The sequence below is a fragment of the Pseudidiomarina atlantica genome (assembly GCF_000753735.1).
Lineage (GTDB): Bacteria > Pseudomonadota > Gammaproteobacteria > Enterobacterales > Alteromonadaceae > Pseudidiomarina > Pseudidiomarina atlantica.
In genome coordinates this window covers 114,145-131,395 of sequence record NZ_JPIN01000013.1, presented here as the reverse complement: position 1 = coordinate 131,395, position 17,251 = coordinate 114,145, and the positions used below count along the sequence as shown (strand labels likewise).

At 50.5% G+C, this 17,251-nt stretch carries 14 protein-coding genes; 6 read left to right on the top strand and 8 right to left on the bottom strand.

Annotated features, from left to right (window positions below):
• Positions 1-14: 14 nt before the first annotated feature.
• Positions 15-1,421, top strand: a complete 1,407-nt coding sequence (gene sthA, locus IDAT_RS11910) for a Si-specific NAD(P)(+) transhydrogenase (protein ID WP_034733969.1) — start codon at positions 15-17, stop codon at positions 1,419-1,421.
• On the opposite strand, the gene envZ is transcribed toward sthA, so the two are convergent.
• From envZ to IDAT_RS11890, 4 genes are all read right to left on the bottom strand, one after another.
• Positions 1,418-2,758 (bottom strand): two-component system sensor histidine kinase EnvZ, encoded by a 1,341-nt coding sequence (envZ, locus tag IDAT_RS11905; RefSeq protein WP_034733966.1) that lies wholly within the window; start codon positions 2,756-2,758, stop codon positions 1,418-1,420. The two genes, sthA and envZ, sit on opposite strands and share 4 nt — an antisense overlap.
• A 3-nt stretch (positions 2,759-2,761) precedes the next feature.
• Positions 2,762-3,487 (bottom strand): osmolarity response regulator transcription factor OmpR, encoded by a 726-nt coding sequence (gene ompR, locus IDAT_RS11900; RefSeq protein WP_034733963.1) that lies wholly within the window; start codon positions 3,485-3,487, stop codon positions 2,762-2,764.
• Between the two features lie 71 nt (positions 3,488-3,558).
• On the bottom strand, positions 3,559-4,473 hold the full coding sequence (locus IDAT_RS13060; protein ID WP_051986803.1) for a sensor domain-containing diguanylate cyclase: 915 nt from the start codon (positions 4,471-4,473) through the stop codon (positions 3,559-3,561).
• Positions 4,458-5,261, bottom strand: coding sequence for an alpha/beta fold hydrolase (locus tag IDAT_RS11890; protein ID WP_034733960.1), 804 nt, complete (start codon positions 5,259-5,261; stop codon positions 4,458-4,460). Before IDAT_RS11890 ends, IDAT_RS13060 begins: the two co-directional genes overlap by 16 nt.
• Positions 5,262-5,393: 132 nt before the next feature.
• On the opposite strand from IDAT_RS11890, the gene greB reads away from it, so the two are divergent.
• Positions 5,394-5,882 carry a transcription elongation factor GreB gene (greB, locus tag IDAT_RS11885; RefSeq protein WP_034733958.1) on the top strand — a complete coding sequence of 163 codons (489 nt, stop codon included), beginning with the start codon at positions 5,394-5,396 and terminating at the stop codon, positions 5,880-5,882.
• A 53-nt stretch (positions 5,883-5,935) separates the two neighbouring features.
• Positions 5,936-8,260 (top strand): Tex family protein, encoded by a 2,325-nt coding sequence (locus IDAT_RS11880; protein ID WP_034733955.1) that lies wholly within the window; start codon positions 5,936-5,938, stop codon positions 8,258-8,260.
• A gap of 2 nt (positions 8,261-8,262) precedes the next feature.
• Here IDAT_RS11880 and IDAT_RS11875 read toward each other — a convergent pair whose 3' ends face one another.
• Entirely contained in the window at positions 8,263-9,414 is a 1,152-nt protein-coding gene (locus IDAT_RS11875; protein ID WP_034733952.1) for a fatty acid desaturase, read from the bottom strand.
• A gap of 182 nt (positions 9,415-9,596) precedes the next feature.
• On the opposite strand from IDAT_RS11875, the gene fabR reads away from it, so the two are divergent.
• Positions 9,597-10,220 carry an HTH-type transcriptional repressor FabR gene (gene fabR, locus IDAT_RS11870; RefSeq protein WP_034733950.1) on the top strand — a complete coding sequence of 208 codons (624 nt, stop codon included), beginning with the start codon at positions 9,597-9,599 and terminating at the stop codon, positions 10,218-10,220.
• Here the strand turns inward: fabR and IDAT_RS11865 are convergent.
• Positions 10,186-11,964 carry an SLC13 family permease gene (locus tag IDAT_RS11865; RefSeq protein WP_034733947.1) on the bottom strand — a complete coding sequence of 593 codons (1,779 nt, stop codon included), beginning with the start codon at positions 11,962-11,964 and terminating at the stop codon, positions 10,186-10,188. The two genes, fabR and IDAT_RS11865, sit on opposite strands and share 35 nt — an antisense overlap.
• A 111-nt stretch (positions 11,965-12,075) precedes the next feature.
• Here IDAT_RS11865 and IDAT_RS11860 point away from each other — a divergent pair, with 111 nt between their 5' ends.
• Positions 12,076-14,088, top strand: a complete 2,013-nt coding sequence (locus IDAT_RS11860; protein ID WP_034733945.1) for a S9 family peptidase — start codon at positions 12,076-12,078, stop codon at positions 14,086-14,088.
• A gap of 17 nt (positions 14,089-14,105) precedes the next feature.
• Positions 14,106-15,188, top strand: coding sequence for a GGDEF domain-containing protein (locus IDAT_RS13055; RefSeq protein ID WP_051986801.1), 1,083 nt, complete (start codon positions 14,106-14,108; stop codon positions 15,186-15,188).
• Here IDAT_RS13055 and IDAT_RS11850 read toward each other — a convergent pair.
• Both IDAT_RS11850 and IDAT_RS11845 read right to left on the bottom strand, forming a co-directional pair.
• Positions 15,153-16,334 carry an ABC transporter permease gene (locus tag IDAT_RS11850; protein ID WP_034733942.1) on the bottom strand — a complete coding sequence of 394 codons (1,182 nt, stop codon included), beginning with the start codon at positions 16,332-16,334 and terminating at the stop codon, positions 15,153-15,155. The genes IDAT_RS13055 and IDAT_RS11850 overlap by 36 nt on opposite strands.
• Positions 16,331-17,236 carry an ABC transporter ATP-binding protein gene (locus IDAT_RS11845; RefSeq protein ID WP_034733939.1) on the bottom strand — a complete coding sequence of 302 codons (906 nt, stop codon included), beginning with the start codon at positions 17,234-17,236 and terminating at the stop codon, positions 16,331-16,333. Before IDAT_RS11845 ends, IDAT_RS11850 begins: the two co-directional genes overlap by 4 nt.
• Positions 17,237-17,251 lie beyond the last annotated feature (15 nt).

Genomic DNA, 17,251 nt, shown 5'->3' with positions numbered 1-17,251 from the left:
ACGAGGAGCATTTGATGCGCGAAGTGACGACACAATATGACGCCGTAGTCATCGGTAGTGGGCCTGGTGGTGAAGGAGCAGCAATGCAACTGGCCAAGAAAGGCCGTAATGTCGCGATCATCGAAAAACATAGCTCGCTTGGTGGTGGTTGTACCCATTGGGGAACCATTCCTTCAAAAGCCCTGCGCCACTCGGTGAGTCGCCTCATCGAATTCAATAGTAACCCGCTGTTCGTCGGTGATTTGCGCCCGCGCAGTCTGACCTTTGCGGATATCTTGCGGCACGCCCAAGGAGTGATTCAACAACAAGTACAAATGCGCAGTGGTTTTTATCAGCGCAACGACGTTACCGTCTTACATGGGGTTGCCTCTTTCGAAGACCGTAACACCCTAAAAATCACTCAGGCTGACGGCACCATCGAATACATTGGCACCAAGCAAGTAGTGATTGCTACTGGCTCACGCCCTTATCACCCTGAAGATGTTGATTTTAACCACGAGCGTATCTATGACTCCGATACGGTATTGTCGCTCAAACATGAGCCGCGGAGTATTATTATCTATGGTGCCGGCGTCATCGGTTGTGAGTACGCGAGTATTTTCCGCGGCTTAGGGGTGAAAGTAGACCTTATCAATACCCGCGACCGATTGTTGTCATTCTTAGATGCAGAAATTTCTGACGCTTTAAGCTATCACCTACGTAACAACGGCGTGGTGATTCGCCATAATGAAGAGTACGAGCGTATTGAAGGGCACGAAGATGGCGTAACTCTGTACACGCAATCCGGCAAACGCCTTGATGCCGATTGCTTACTCTATGCCAATGGTCGCTCTGGTAACATCGAAGAGCTGAACGTTGAAAACGTTGGTTTAAAACCGAATCATCGCGGCCAACTCGAGGTCACTGGAGCTTATCAAACCGAGGTTGATAACATTTTCGCGGTTGGTGACATCATTGGCTACCCATCGTTAGCATCCGCAGCCTATGACCAGGGCCGTATTTGTGCCACTGAAATGCTCGAAGGTGATTGCCAAAAACGACTGGTTAGCGATATCCCGACAGGTATCTATACGATTCCGGAAATCAGTTCGGTCGGTAAAACCGAAGAAGAGTTAACCGAGCAAAAAGTCCCCTACGAAGTAGGCCGCGCGCAATTCAAGCACTTGGCGCGCGCGCAAATCTCCAATATGGCAGTTGGGAGTCTTAAATTATTGTTCCATCGAGATACCAAAGAAGTACTGGGTATTCATTGCTTTGGTGAACGGGCTGCGGAAATTATTCACATCGGCCAGGCGATCATGGAGCAAAAGAATGGTGGCAATACGATTGAGTATTTCGTCAATACCACCTTTAACTATCCCACTATGGCTGAAGCTTATCGGGTAGCAGCCCTGAACGGGCTCAATCGCGTTCGCGATTAGTTTGCGGCTTGCACCGCTTTTTGGCTTGGCAGTTCAATCCGGATTGCCAAGCCTCCTAAGCGCTGACTGCGACCAAAAGTAATACGCCCGCCGTGGCGTTCAATAATCCGTTTTACGATGGCTAAACCTAGCCCTGAGCCTTTGGTTGCACGCGCTTTGTCACCTTGAGTAAAGGGCTGTAGCACATGTTCTACTTGCCCCGCAGGAATCCCTTCACCGTTGTCACTTACGGTTACCCATACCCGTTCACGCGCGCTGTCATAGCCAGTTTCGACGAGAGTTTTATCACCGCCATAACGCTCGGCATTCTCCAACAAATTGAGCAATACACGTTTAATCGAAATCGCGCGGATTGGAATTTTCGGCACTTCGCCATAATGCACATCGATATGTGTATGCCAGCTCTCTGGGACGTGACCAACGACGTCTTCAACTAAATAATTGATGTTTTCACAATCATTATCACTGAGCGTATCCACTCGAACATAATCAATAAATTGGTCGATAATGGCGTTCATATCGTCAATATCACCGATGATTCCCTCGGCCAGGTAATCCTCACTTGCTGGCATCATTTCTGTGGCAAGACGAATACGCGTCAGCGGTGTCCGCAAATCATGCGAAACCCCCGCCATCAACAGCGCGCGGTCCTGTTCGAGTTGCTGAACGCCCTGGGCCATTTGGTTAAACGCCCGAGTGACCGCAATCACTTCAGTCGAGCCGCGCTCCGGTAACTGCTCGGGATAATCACCGCGACCGATTTGACGGGCTGCTGCCTGTAAGGCTTTTAACGGACGATTCAGCCAATTACTAAACCACATGCCGCCTAAGACACTTAGCGCACCGATCAAGATTAGATAAAACATCAATGGTGAAAAGCGTGCCTCATCAAAGGTATCGAGGCGTAAGCGCAACCAATAACCAGGAAGAGATTCTGTTTTAATCCAGACATAATAAATGTCGTCTTGTGAGATGCGAACTTCAGTACTTGACGCCAATTGCTGACTCATTTGATTGGATAGAAAGTTATACGTGGAAGCATCAGCTAGGCCATTCGTTAACGCCTGCGACTCTGTGTAACCTTCAACTTCGACCGCAGCCAAATAGCGTTCGGCTAACAGCCGTTTCTCAGTACTAGTCATCTCCGCATCGGTTAGCCACTGGTCAAGCACGACAATTCCCTGCACCTGCTTAGCAACCGCTGAGCTAATTTGCTGCATGCTTGGCTTTACCACGTAGAGACCCACCATGATGTAGGAAACCACTTGGTTGATCAGCAACAGCAACGCAATCAGCGCTACAGTGCGGGCGAACGCAGACCGCGGAAAGAGACGCATTGCCTAAACTTTCTTGCTACCGTCAGGCACGAATACGTAACCCAAGCCCCAGACCGTTTGAATATAACGAGGGTTCGCAGGATCGACTTCGAGCATGCGTCGCAAACGCGATACTTGCACGTCAATACTGCGCTCGAGGGCGCTATAATCACGTCCACGCGCTTGGTTCATGAGTTTATCTCGCGACATCGGTTGGCGCGGATGGGTCACGAGTGCTTTTAACACCGCAAACTCGCCACTGGTCAGTGGCATGGGTTCGTCGCCGCGGTACATTTCACGCGTGCCTAAATTGAGGCGAAACTCGCCAAAGCTGATCTCTTCGTCGTCGGTGCTCGGAGCGCCCGGAATTTCTTTACCACGGCGGCGCAACACAGCACGCACACGAGCCAGTAGCTCGCGTGGGTTGAAGGGCTTCGCCAGATAGTCGTCGGCGCCAAGCTCCAGACCAATGATTCGATCAACTTCGTCCCCTTTGGCTGTCAACATGACCACCGGAATTTCGTTATTGTCATGCCGTAGACGTTTACAAATCGATAAGCCATCTTCGCCTGGCAGCATCAAATCAAGTACCATCAAGTGAAAGTTCTCGCGCTCCAATAAGCGGTCCATTTGCTCGCTTTGGGCCGCCGAGCGCACATAAAAACCTTGCTCCGTTAAGTAGCGTTCGAGCAATCCACGCAACCGCGCGTCATCATCGACCACGAGAATCTTGAAGGTTTCTTGCGACATGCTTTGTGTTCCCCACATTAAATCCGTTGCTTGCACTATAAAAGAAGGCTGAGTGCTTGCCAATCAACAAGCTACTCAGAACAATCGCTTTTTGTATCGAAATGTTTTTCACGCACGCAAATACAGTTGCGGCCGCTGTCTTTAGCATCGTAAAGCGCTTTGTCCGCACGTGCCATAATGGCCAGTAGCGTATCGTCTTCTTCCACAAGCGTGGCGCCTAAACTTGCCGTGATGCCGAATTGAAAGGTTTTGATCTGCTCAATCGCGCTTCTAAACCTTTCCGCGCAAAAGAGTAAGGTCCGCTGGTTGATGCCAGCCAATAACAGGGTGAATTCTTCGCCGCCCGAGCGTGCGACAAAATCTGTATCGCGCACAGTGGCGCGGAGGACGCGTGCGACCTCTTTTAAAACGTCGTCACCGATACCATGTCCATAGGTATCATTAATGGACTTAAAGTAATCAAGGTCGAGACTGACATAGGCGATACTCACCTGTTCGTGTTTGGCACTTTTTAAGATCGCGTTGACCTTCTCTTCTAGTGCGCGGCGATTCGCTAAGCCGGTAAGTGGGTCGGTTGTCGCTAGGTGTTGCAGGCGCTGGTTCAGGTCAACAAGTTGCTCTTCGATTTGGTTACGCTGGTGCATGGGCATGACAGTGCACAGATAATAAACGTTGTTTGCTTCGGCAAATACTGTGGCACAGAGCAGCACCGGCAGACTATCGCCCTGCTCACCAGCTAAGGTTAGGTAGACTTCTTCGACTAGCGCCCCTTGCTGCAATTGGGGCAGCACGTGGGTGAGGTAAAATAATCGTCCTGCCGGAGTCAAAAGTTTGCTAAACGCGAGGCCAAGCATTTCTGCGTGGGTAACGGTTAGTATTTCGCACATCCGCGTGTTACAGCTGACGATTTTGCCGTTCTCGTCTAACACGAAACAACCGAGCGGGAGGCCATTCCATAGCTGATTGCTGGTTACTTGGTCAAACACTGGTGTATCGCCTGTGCTACTAAGTCTGGATGACTCATGTGAGGGTATTGACCCGCGGCCGCAATTTTACAGAGGCTGCTACTGGGTAAGTGCTGAGCCATGTAATGTACGACTTCAACCGGCACAATCACATCTTCTTCGCAGTACAGCAGATCAACATGCACCGGCACCTTACTCAGTGCACTACGATGGTCACAGTAGAAGGTGGCTGCGGCAAACTGTCGCAACATCTGCTCATTTGACGAAGTAAAACTGCTCCGCAGCTTTTCCGCGAGTTCAGGTCGGTGCGGTTGATTGACCACTGCTGGTGCTAAGTGCCCAGCCCAATTCACCAAGTTACGCGTCATCATGTTCATCAACTGATCCACCTCAGTACGGGTAAAGCCGCCGTAATAATCTGGCGGATCGTTCAGGTAACGAGGTGACGTACCGATAGCAATAATTTGGTCAAACAAGTCGGGACGCCGGATCGCCGCAAGACAACCGATTAAGCCGCTGACTGAATGTCCAACGTAACAACAGCGCTGCAACTGCAATGCGTCGATGAGCTCGATAAGATCATCCACATGACCCGCAAGTGTTTCGTAACGCTCGCTATCTTCTGGCAACTCGTTGGCAGGACCGCTCCCAACCCAATCAAAGGTCAGAACCTGATAGTTGTCTTTCAATAGCTCGACGGTCGGCAGCCAAATGTTTTGGTCACAACCAAACCCATGGGCAACTAAAAGGTTGCTGCCGGTATGACCAAAACGAGTGACACGATGCCGTTGCGTAGCTGATGCAGTCATTCACGATTCTTTTTTATGAAGCTTTCTTTAACCCTAGACTAAAATCTAAAGACTTTCATCCAAGGAGTGATGCGATTACCATGAGCGAGTTTAACCTCAACAGCAAGCAGAATGTGAGTCTCGCAAGACACTATGGCACGTACAGCACTCATCACCCGACGCGGTTATCTAAAACTGCAAAATGAATTAGACCACTTATGGCGTGTCGAGCGCCGTGAGACCACCGAAAAAGTTGCTTGGGCTGCCAGCTTGGGCGATCGCTCCGAGAATGCCGACTACAAATACAACAAGCAAAAATTAAGACAAATTGATAAACGCATCCGCTTTTTGCGCAAGCGCTTAGAAGAACTGAAAATTGTCGATTACGCGCCAGCTCAAGAAGGTAAAGTGTTTTTTGGTGCAACTGTCACCATCGAGAATACTGAGGGCCAAGAACGCACTTTTTCCATTGTCGGTCCTGATGAGATATATGACGATAAATCAGTGATTTCCATCGACTCGCCGATGGCTCGCGCAGCACTTGGCAAACAAGTGGATGATGACATTCGCGTCCCGACCCCGACCGGTGTCAAAGAATGGTGGATAACGGACATCTGCTATCAGCTTACGAAAGGCGCTTGAACACTGCTATACTGGCGCCCCAAATTTTTGCATAGCCCCAGAAGAGAGAGATTATGAGCTCGATTTCCCAGCAAATCGCGAACGAATTAGCTGTTAGTTCGCAGCAGGTCAACGCTGCTATCGCGCTACTTGATGATGGCGCAACCGTACCTTTCATTGCGCGTTATCGCAAAGAAGCCACCGGCGGACTTGATGATACCCAGTTGCGCACCTTAGCACAGCGTCTTACCTATTTGCGTGAGCTCAATGAGCGTCGCGAAGTGATTCTTGCCAGTATTCGCGAACAAGAGAAATTGACGCCGGACTTGGAGCGTGCGATTCGCGCTACTGAATCTAAGACTGAGTTGGAAGATTTGTACCTACCTTACCGACCGAAGCGTCGCACCAAAGGTCAAATCGCAATTGAGGCAGGTCTTGAGCCGTTAGCCGATAGCTTACTTGCTGATCCGAACCAAGATCCAGAAAGCTTAGCGCAAGATTTTATCAACACCGACGCAGGCTTCGCCGATACCAAAGCAGTGCTGGAAGGCGCACGTTTTATCTTGATGGAGCGCTTTGCCGAAGACGCTCAGTTGCTCAAACAGGTACGCCAATACCTGTGGGAAAACGCCGAAATTACCAGCCAAGTGGCGAATGGCAAAGAACAAGAGGGCGCGAAGTACCGCGATTACTTTAGTTTTAGTGAAGCGCTCAAGAAAATTCCTTCACACCGTGCGTTAGCTTTATTTCGCGGACGCAACGAGGGGATTTTGCAACTAAAGCTGAATGCCGATCCGCAACAGGAGGATCCGCAAGCACCCAGTCATGGTGAGTATTTGGTTGCCCGCCACATCGGCTGGCAGCATAGCAAGCGTAGCGCCGATGACTGGATGCGCCAGACCGTACAATGGACTTGGCGCATCAAATTATTGCTACACATGGAAACTGAGCTCTTTGGTAGCGTTCGCGAGCGCGCCGAAGCTGACGCCATTAAAGTCTTTGCCAACAACTTGAAAGATTTGCTCATGGCGGCGCCTGCAGGAGCTAAAGTGACAATGGGACTGGACCCGGGTGTGCGTACTGGGATCAAAGTCGCGGTCGTTGATAGTACTGGCAAAGTATTGGGGACCAATACGGTGTTCCCGTTCCAGCCGCAAAACCAAATGGACAAGTCGATTCGCACTTTGGTGGGTATGTGTAAGCAACACAAAGTCGAACTGATTGCCATCGGTAACGGCACGCACTCACGGGAAACCGACAAGCTTGTGGCCGATATGCTGAAAGGCAATCCAGAGGTCAAAGCAACCAAAGTCATGGTGAACGAAGCCGGTGCTTCAGTTTACTCCGCCTCAGAGTTGGCTGCGCTGGAATTTCCTGATCTTGATGTGTCATTGCGCGGTGCGGTTTCTATCGCCCGACGGTTACAAGACCCACTCGCTGAGCTGGTAAAGATTGAGCCGAAATCGATTGGCGTTGGTCAGTATCAACATGATGTGAGCCAAGCACAGCTCGCGCAGAGCCTCGATGCCGTGGTTGAAGACTGTGTCAACGCAGTAGGTGTCGACGTCAATACGGCTTCTGTCGCGCTACTCGCCCGCGTCGCGGGTTTGAATAAAACGCTCGCGCAGAATATCGTGCTGCATCGTGACCAACACGGGCGCTTCGCAACGCGGAAAAAGCTGCTTGACGTCGCACGCATGGGGCCTAAGTCCTTTGAACAGGCCGCAGGCTTTTTGCGCATCATGAATGGCGTGCAACCGCTTGACGGTTCAGCAGTTCACCCAGAAGCTTACCCAGTGGTTGAGCGCATCGCCCAACAGCATGGTAAAGAAGTAGCACAAATCATTGGCGACAGCGCTTTCGTAAAGCAATTAGATGCCCGCGATTACACCGATGACAGTTTCGGTTTACCGACCGTCCAAGACATCTTGCGTGAGTTGGAAAAGCCGGGGCGCGACCCGCGTCCTGAGTTCAAAATGGCCGAATTTAAAGAAGGTGTCGAAAAGGTAGAAGATCTCAAGCCTGGTATGACCCTCGAAGGCGTTGTCTCGAATGTTGCCGCGTTTGGCGCCTTCGTCGACGTCGGTGTGCACCAAGATGGTTTGGTTCACGTCAGCGCACTTTCACATCAATTCGTCAGCGACCCACGCGAAGTAGTTAAAGCGGGCGATATTGTTAAGGTAAAAGTACTTGAGGTAGATGTGGCGCGTAAACGTATCAGTCTCACTATGCGGTTAGACGATGAGGTGCACGCCAAGGCAGCAACTACACCTGCCACAACGACGGGCAAACCGCAAACTGTGGGCAAAAAGAAGCCGGCACCGAAACCGGCACCGGCTAGCAATTCTGCAATGGGTTCAGCCTTTGCTGACGCCTTCGCCAAAGCGAAACAAAAATAGGCTTAGCTCACGTGCTGCGTCAGTTGTTGGCGCAGCATCTGTCTAAATGCGCGCTTGTGTTCTTCGAACGCGGCGCGTAATTCATCTACTTTTACCTGCATCTCTTCACGCGTCGGTACATGCATATGCTCGGCAAAGGCTTTGGCTTTACCGTCCAATAATTGCTTACGTGCTTGATAATAAGCGCGCAGTCGCTGCATTAACTCATCAAATTCATCGTGAAGCTTTTGCACCGCAGTCTCGTTCGCTGTCGCAACCCGCGCTTTAGCGCGCTTAAACTGCATCTCTAACCGCGCTTTCTCAACTTGATAACCATTGGTGCGACGCAAGTTACGTGTCAGGCCAAACCATGAACAAACGCGAATCAACCATTTGGTCGGATCAAAGTGCCACCAGCGAATACCGTTACGGTAGTCAGCTGAAAAGATATGGTGGTAGTTGTGATAGCCTTCACCAAACGTCAGAAAAGCGAGTACGCCGTTATCACGTGCTGTATTACGATCAGTATACGTCTGCTTACCCCAGATGTGCGCCAGCGAATTAATAAAGAACGTCGTGTGATGATTAATCACTAAGCGTGCCACACCTACGAGCAGAACTGCTCCCCACACGTCGCCAATGAGTAAACCCAGGGCTACTGGCCAACCAATAGTGGTGAGCAGGGTTAGCAACAAATAGTTACGGTGCTGCCACATGACCACAGGGTCTTGCTGTAAATCCTTCACATTGTTGTAGTCGCTGTAACGTGACGCCTGATACTCGCGTAGCATCCAGCCGATATGCGAATACCAAAAACCACGTTTGGCTGAATACGGGTCTTTATCATTATCATCAACGTGCTTGTGATGCTCACGATGATCAGATGACCAATGCAACGCGCTGTTCTGCACGGCTAAGGCGCCACCGAGCGCAAATAAAATGCGCAATGACCGGTGTGCGTCGTAGGCACGATGGGCCCACAAACGATGATAGCCAGCGGTAATTGAGATCCCAGCAAAGCCAATGGTCGCTACTAAGGCAAGCCAGAGACCGAATGAGTAACCGTGGACGATTCCGTACCAAGGCACTGCGATAACGGTGATCAAAAAAGTGATAGTAAACAGGAGGGTATTCAACCAAATAATCTTTGGTTTTGGATTTTCAGACGTCGTCATAAAGCAACCTACATTAAACTTAAAACCATGCCAGCTTTTTAGCGAACATGTGTACGCTGAATTTACGCAGTTTGCCCTCGACATGCAACTAGTAATTGCTAAAAAGCGATGAATTGCGTGCACAAGCGTTCACTGACATAATCAACTTATTCGGCAACACAACGCCCAAGGAAGTTCCCTAAATGGCCGGTATTCGCGCCCAACAAAAAGAAAAAACCCGTCGAGCCCTGATTCAAGCCGCAATGAATCAACTGAGCGCGGAACACGGCTATGCTTCGTTAAGTTTGCGCGAAGTCGCGCGTGAAGCAGGGATCGCGCCTACTTCTTTTTATCGTCACTTTCAGAACATGGAAGAGTTGGGTTTGACTTTGGTCGATGAAGGTGGCCTAGCACTGCGGCAATTGTTGCGCCAGTCGCGCCAACAAATCGCCAAAGGCGGTTCAATTATTCGCGCCTCGGTCACGACTTTTATGGAGTTCGTGGCTAACAACACCGCAATTTTTCGACTCTTACTACAAGAAAAATCTGGCAATTCACGCGAGTTTCGCCTTGCCGTGCAACGCGAAGTTGAGCATTTCACTGCTGAACTCGTCGATTATTTAGTGGCCGAGCAACAATTCGACCGACAACTCGCCGAACTCCATGCCGACGCTATCGTTCGCGTGGTATTCAGCGCCGGCGCTGACGCGCTTGATGCCAGCGCAGCCGAGCGACAGCAGTTGTTAGAAGTGACCATAGCGCAGGTACGGATTATTGCACGTGGTGCAGAGGCTACCCGCGCATTGGCCAAGTCAGGGTTATCATAACGGTGGCGACAATGACCATGGCTATCGACAACGGCAAACCTAAGCGCCAGTAGTCTTTAAAGCGATAGCCCCCTGGGCCCATCACCAAGATATTCGATTGGTGCCCAATCGGCGTTAAAAAGGGTAACGCAGCGCCGACGGCGACAGCCATCAAAAACGGGTCCATGGATGCTTCCAAGCTGCTCGCCAAGCTGATGCCGATCGGTGCCATCAACACCGCCGCTGCGGCGTTATTGATGATATTTGACAGTAACATGGTCGCCACTAACAAGATGACCAAGGCAACCACGTCTGGCGAACTCATGCTAATCCACAATACGCCCGTCGCAAGGGTGTCTGCGGCACCGCTGCGCTCCATCGCACCACCTAAAGGAATGGTCGCAGCCAGCAATACAATAATCGGCCATTCGATGTGTTCGTAAAGCTCGCGTATCGGAATCACATTGGCCAACACCATGAGTCCCGCAGCCATGCTAAATGCCACCGGTACGCTGAGTAAACCAAACGCACTGGCAAGCACAGCGCCAGCAAAAATCCCCAGCGGAACCAAAAGTTTGCGCTTACTGCCAAGGCGTAAACTGCGTTGCGCCAGCGGGAAGCAGCCAAAGCGTTTGAAGACATCATCGAGGACCTCTGCGTCGCCTTGTAACAACAACACGTCACCAGGTTTGAATCTGACATCCGAGAGACTCGGTTTGAGTGGCTGTCCTTCGCGCGCGACCGCTAGCACATTGACCCCAAAGCGGTGGCGAATACGCAAGTCCGCGGCGGAACGACCGATCAGACGAGAATCATGGCCGACGATACCTTCAATGACTTTGATTTCATCAGAAACCAAAAAGCGCGTATCGAGTTGCTCTTCGGCATTCAGTTCAAATTTGGTGATGTCGAGAATTTGCTGAAGGGTCTCGGCGTCAGCTTCGATGATGAGAACATCTTCGGCCTTCAGGCGTTGATAACGCGGTGGCGCGGTGATCAGTTGCTTGCCGCGCTTGAGTGCGACCACCGCAAAGTTTTCTTTAATCTTCGATTCAAATTCAAACAAGGTATGGCCGATAAGCGCTGCGTTTTCCGGCAAGTACAGCTCGGTCAGATAAGCACTGACATCGTAAGGTGAATTTGACGTATCACGACTCTTACTGCGCGGCACTAACCAATGCGCCGTTACCCACATCATGACCAAGCCTGCTACAGCCAGTGATAAACCGACAGGAGTAAAATCAAAAATGCCAAAAGGGTCCGCATCATGCGCAGCACGAATATCTGAAATAATGATGTTGGGCGGTGTACCTATCATGGTAATAGTTCCACCTAGGAGCGAACCGAAAGCCATTGGCATCAGCATCAACGAAGCATGCCCAGCACCATTGCGTGATAGTTGCAACGCGACTGGGATCATAATCGCCATAGCGCCCGTATTACTGATAAACGCAGAGACAAAGGTAGTTAACCCAGTCAGCACAATCATCTGCAGCCAAACACGGTCGCCGACCTGTTTGACACTGCTAGCCATGCTATCTACTACTCCCGAGCGCCACAGCGCGTGGCTAATCACAAGGACTGCAGCGACGGTGATCACGGCGGCATTGCCAAATCCTGAGAACACTTCATTACGTGGAATCAAGCCGACGATGTAGGCAGCAAATAATGCACCCATCGCTACAAAGTCATAGCGCCAGCGATCGTAAACAAATAACGCCAAAGCTGCGATGAGGATTATCCCAATCCAAACTTGATCTGCCATGCAGACTCCCGTATTAACTTTATGACCTGCTTAGAGTGGCGTGATTTCGTGGGAAGTCAACTATTTTGCTGCTACTATGTGGAAGAAAAATAACATAAATAGGAGATCGAGATGTTCCTTCGTATAGGTCTATCTGCCTTGTGTGTAGCGCTTAGTTTTAGCGCCTCAGCGCGCGATATCACGCTCACCGAAACGGTTACGGTAAAGTCGATTAACAGCGTTGCCGTTAGCGATGATGGCAGTGTTGCAGCATTTACCCGTGTTTCACCCCGTACCCCCTATGTCGATGACGACGGCGGTAGCTTTGTCGAACTATTGGTTGCGCGTGACAACGCCGAACCTGTCTCATTTGTGAATGATAAGTCAGGAGTCGGTGCCGTAACCATTCATGGTGACGCTATCTACTTTACCAGCAAGCGCGATGGTGATGAGCATACCAGTCTCTATAAAATCTCGTTGCAAGGTGGTGAAGCACAAAAAGTGTTCAGCCATGAAAACAGCATCTTCAGCTACGCCTTAAGCGAAGACGGACGCTACCTCGCGTTTACCGCGCGCGCTAAAGCCGATGAAGCTGATAAAAAACTAGCGAAAAAAGGCTTTAAAGCCGAAGTCTACGAAGAAGAAAACGAATTTACCCATGCCTGGTTGGTTGATTTAACCGCAGAGAGCCCGATGGCCGTGCAACTGACCAAAGAGCAACAAATCTATTCAGTGGCATTTCGCCCCGGACACGAACAATTGTTGGTACGGACTGCGCCAACAGCCTTAGTAGATGACAACTACATGAGCAGCGAGTATCAATTGATTTCATTTGCTGGCGTTGAAGAAGCTGCCTTTGCCACCACGGGTAAATTGGGCAAAGCCGAATTTTCACCAGATGGCCGCTATTTGGCGGTGATCGGCGCTGCTGACTACAACGACCCAGCGACAGGTCGTTTGTATGTGTTCGATACCCAAAATGACAATGAAGTTCGTGAGGTGTTGCCCGACTATCAAGGGCATGTTCAAGACATCGATTGGCGCGGTAATGACGAGCTCATCTATCTAGGCGCAATTGGCACCGAAACCGAAGTACAAGCCATCACTATGCAATGGCTCGAAACGCGACCTTTGGTTGCAGCAGGCGAAGCTATAGTAGTAGATATTGAAGCGACGCCAGGGCAGTCATCGTTTTATGCTCGCGCCAACACTGCGAGCCATCCGACTGAGTTATTCCGCGTTGAAAATCAAACCATGTTGCGCGTCACCGATTCCAACCCATGGTTGGCTGAAATCACCATGCCACGCCAAGAAACCATCACCTACGAAGCCCGTGATGGCCTTGAATTGGAAGGTATTTTGGTCTACCCGACCGATTACCAAGAAGGCACGCGCTATCCGTTAATCACCGTGGTCCATGGTGGTCCTGAAGCGCATTACAGTAATGGTTGGCTCGACCGCTACGGCAGCCCAGTAAAATATGCCGCCCAACAAGGCTATGCACTGTTCTTCCCTAATTATCGTGGCAGTACCGGACGCGGCGTTGAATTCTCAAAGCTTGGGCAAAACGATTACGCTGGTAAAGAATTCGATGACCTTGTCGATGGTAAAAATGCCCTGGTCGAAATGGGCTTAGTCGATGGCGAGCGCGCCGGCATTACCGGTGGTTCCTACGGTGGTTTTGCCTCCGCATGGGGTGCCACCGCTCAAACCGAGCATTGGGCTGCCAGCGTCATGTTTGTTGGTATTAGCGACAACATTTCGAAATTTGGTACGACTGACATCGCCAAAGAGATGCATGCCGTACACGCACGCAGTTATCCATGGGAAAAATGGCAGTGGTATCTTGAGCGTAGCCCGATTTATCATGCCGAAAAAGCACGTACACCTATTCTTATCATGCACGGTAAAGAAGACACACGGGTGCATCCGAGCCAATCCATGGAGTTGTATCGTTATTTGAAAACCCATGGTAATGTACCTGTACGTTTAGTGCTCTATCCGGGTGAAGGCCACGGTAACCGCCGCGTCGCCGCCCAACTTGACTACAGCATGCGCTTGATGCGCTGGATGGATAGCTTTTTGAAAGAAGGCGCTACCGAAGCACCAGCCCACGAACTACCGCACGCTGAGCAACTTCAATAAGCGAGGTAAGCAGGTCTATGTTACCGCCTGCGCACTCTCCCCTGGACCCGCTTTACCGGCGGGTCCAATTTTTAAAGGCCCTGCTCTGGGTCCTCCTGTTCGTTGCCCTCGTCTTAGGGGTTATCAATCAATTAATTGAAGGTAATCAGCTGCTTGCGGTAGTGCACTATCTTTGCCTTGCCATTGCCGTTGGTTTTCTCGTATGGCTCTACTGGCATCCACCTGCTGCACAATTTATCGCTTGGTTGACGACACTCGTCATCGCGGCTGTTTTAATTGCCTACACAATGATGGCAGCAGGACAACATTACGCACTTTATTGGCTCACCATTTTTCCTCCCATTGCCTATTTCTTATTGGGGCGTACTTGGGGCTTTAGTCTTAGTGTGATGGTTATCGGTGGAATCCTCATTTATATCGCGCAGGTCTACGATGGTTGGAAGGCGGCGCCCTTCACGATGCGCGCATTTGGCAACATCATCATTGCGACGGCTGCTTTAATCGTGATTCTGCGACACATCGAAAAAACCCGTGCCGAAGCTTTTCAATATCTTGAGCAACATAGTGAAAGGTTGGAGTATATTGCCGTCACTGACCCGCTCACCGGCTTAAACAACCGCGGTAAACTTGATCAGGCACTTAGTCGCGCACTGCGCCGTGCCAAATATGAAAAGCTTGGTTGTTGCGTGATTTTGCTCGATATCGACCACTTTAAACGCGTTAATGATGACTTCGGCCATCAAACCGGTGATCGCATTTTGATTGAGCTCGCTCAGTTACTCCGTAGTAACTTGCGCGCTACCGACATCGTCGGTCGTTGGGGCGGTGAAGAGTTTCTGATTGTATTACCCGCAAGCGATCGCCAACAGGGAAAAATGCTCGCTGAAAAAATCCGTAATACGGTGGCGACCTTCGTTTTTGTGAATGATATTCACATTACCATAAGTTCCGGCGTTGCTTGCTATCAAACTGACGACAGTGAACAAACACTTATGCGACGTGCCGACCAAGCACTCTATGCCGCTAAAGCACAAGGTCGGAATCGCACTATTACGGATCTCGAGTTAGACCCGACGACCGATGAGCGCGCGGCCCATTAGCCGCCATGAAGGCTCTTTACCGTACATGGTAATACCCAAGCGGAACAACCGCACCGCGGCCGAGCGAATCACATAGGTCGTCAACATCAGCACCGCAAAACTACCGAGCCATTCCCACCAAGCGACACCACCATCGGCAACCCGAATCGGCATGACGGCAAAAGAAGTCAGCGGGAACCAACTTAAAATTTGTGCTAATAAGCCTTGCGGTGAATCCATTACGCCAAAGCCGGCCCCGACGAATAGCGCCGGAATCAGCATCATCGCCGTGCGCCCTGAGTGATTCGGATCATCGATAGTGGCCGCAAATCCAGCCATCATCGCATTGATCATGGCTAAACCAAGTAATGCGAACAACAAGGTCGCGAGCACTAATTCAAGGTTAATACTGGGCAGTTCTACTGCGTCGCCGCCTATGACAGACATTACCACTATGACCAAAACAATGATCACCAAGACGGTCACCATGCTTTTTAAGCAGTGTAAGGTGATCCCAAGAATTTTGCCGTCCATCCACTCGCCTGGGGTGATCAAAGTCAACAATTGTTCGGTGACACGTTGCTGTTTTTCTTGAGTAATGGCCGTCATCATTAAGCCAAAGCTACCAAACACCCCTACCATAATACTGACCAGGATTAACGATGGCAGTGCTTTATCAGCCGAACTGGCAGCTTCCTCGTCGCGTTGAATAATGACAGTAAAGCTCGGTGGCGTGTTGAGTGCGGCGATTTGTTCCTCGGAAAGGTTCATGTCACCCAGCTTTTGTTGTTGCAAGAACGCTTGCAGCTGTGTCTGCACACGACCTTGCCAACCGGCACTATTTAATGCGACTAATTCTGCGCGATAGCCCTGTTGTGGATCTGGCTCAATCAACAGCACTCCGGCAACCTCTTTACCCAAGAGCGCAAATGCTGGTTCAGCTTCAGTCATCGCTTGCCACTCAATGTTAGCGACTGCTGGCAATTCAAACGGGGCAACTACTGCCACTTGATGGGTTTCTTCCAATGAAGTTTTCAACTCACCCCAACCAATCGAGATAGCAAACAACACTGCCATCAAGACCAACGAAAAGAGCTCTTGTTTCCATTTGAAAAAACGACGGAATTCAAATCCGCCAATGCGCATAATTTGTTGCCAACGTTTCATGATTGCACCGCCTGCAAGTAGAGTTCGTGAAGGTTTTGCTGTTGCTGGCTAAACTGCCGCACCGGCCCAAGTTGCTGCAACTGCGTTAACAACACCTCCGTTGCCACCTGCTCGCTACAAGTCAGTGCAAAGTCTTGTGCCGACTGTACCTCGACTTGTTCCACCCCAGGCAAAGCGGCAACGATCTCAACTGGTACCGGCGTTGCAAATTCAACGAACAGCGAGCTGCGCTGCAATAATTGCTTGCGGACCTCGGCAAGGCTGCCTTGAGCGATGACTTTGCCTTGATTCATCAACACCAGCTTGTCGGCCATACGCTCTACTAGCGCCATTTGGTGAGCACTTAGGATCACAGTGCAGCCGCGCTGGCGAAGTTCTTCCAGTACAGTCAATACAAACTCTTGATTCACTGGATCAAGACCTGAGAACGGTTCATCGAGGACCACTAGCTGAGGATCATGCAGTAAAGTCGCGATCAACTGGACTTTTTGCTGATTGCCTTTAGACAGCTGGCGCATCGGCTCTTTGGCTCGGACGGTTAAGTTAAAACGCGCCAACCACTGGTCGATACTTGATTGGGTTTGCTCCTTCGACATACCACGCAAACGCCCGATGTAACGTAAATTATCGACCAGCGTACGGTCCTGATAAAGCCCACGATCTTCGGGCAAATAACCAAATGCGGAGGTGCTCAATTGTACCGCTTGCTCATCGCGAAAATAGCGAATCGAACCACTGTCTGGATGGGTTAAACCTACCATCATCCGCACCAACGACGACTTGCCTGCACCATTTGGCCCAAGCAACGCGAGAATCTCTCCACCGCTTGCCGTTAAGTTCACTGCATCCACGGCTCTGACCGTGGCGTAATCCTTCACAACTTGTTCTACTTCGATACGCATGGAACATTCCCAACT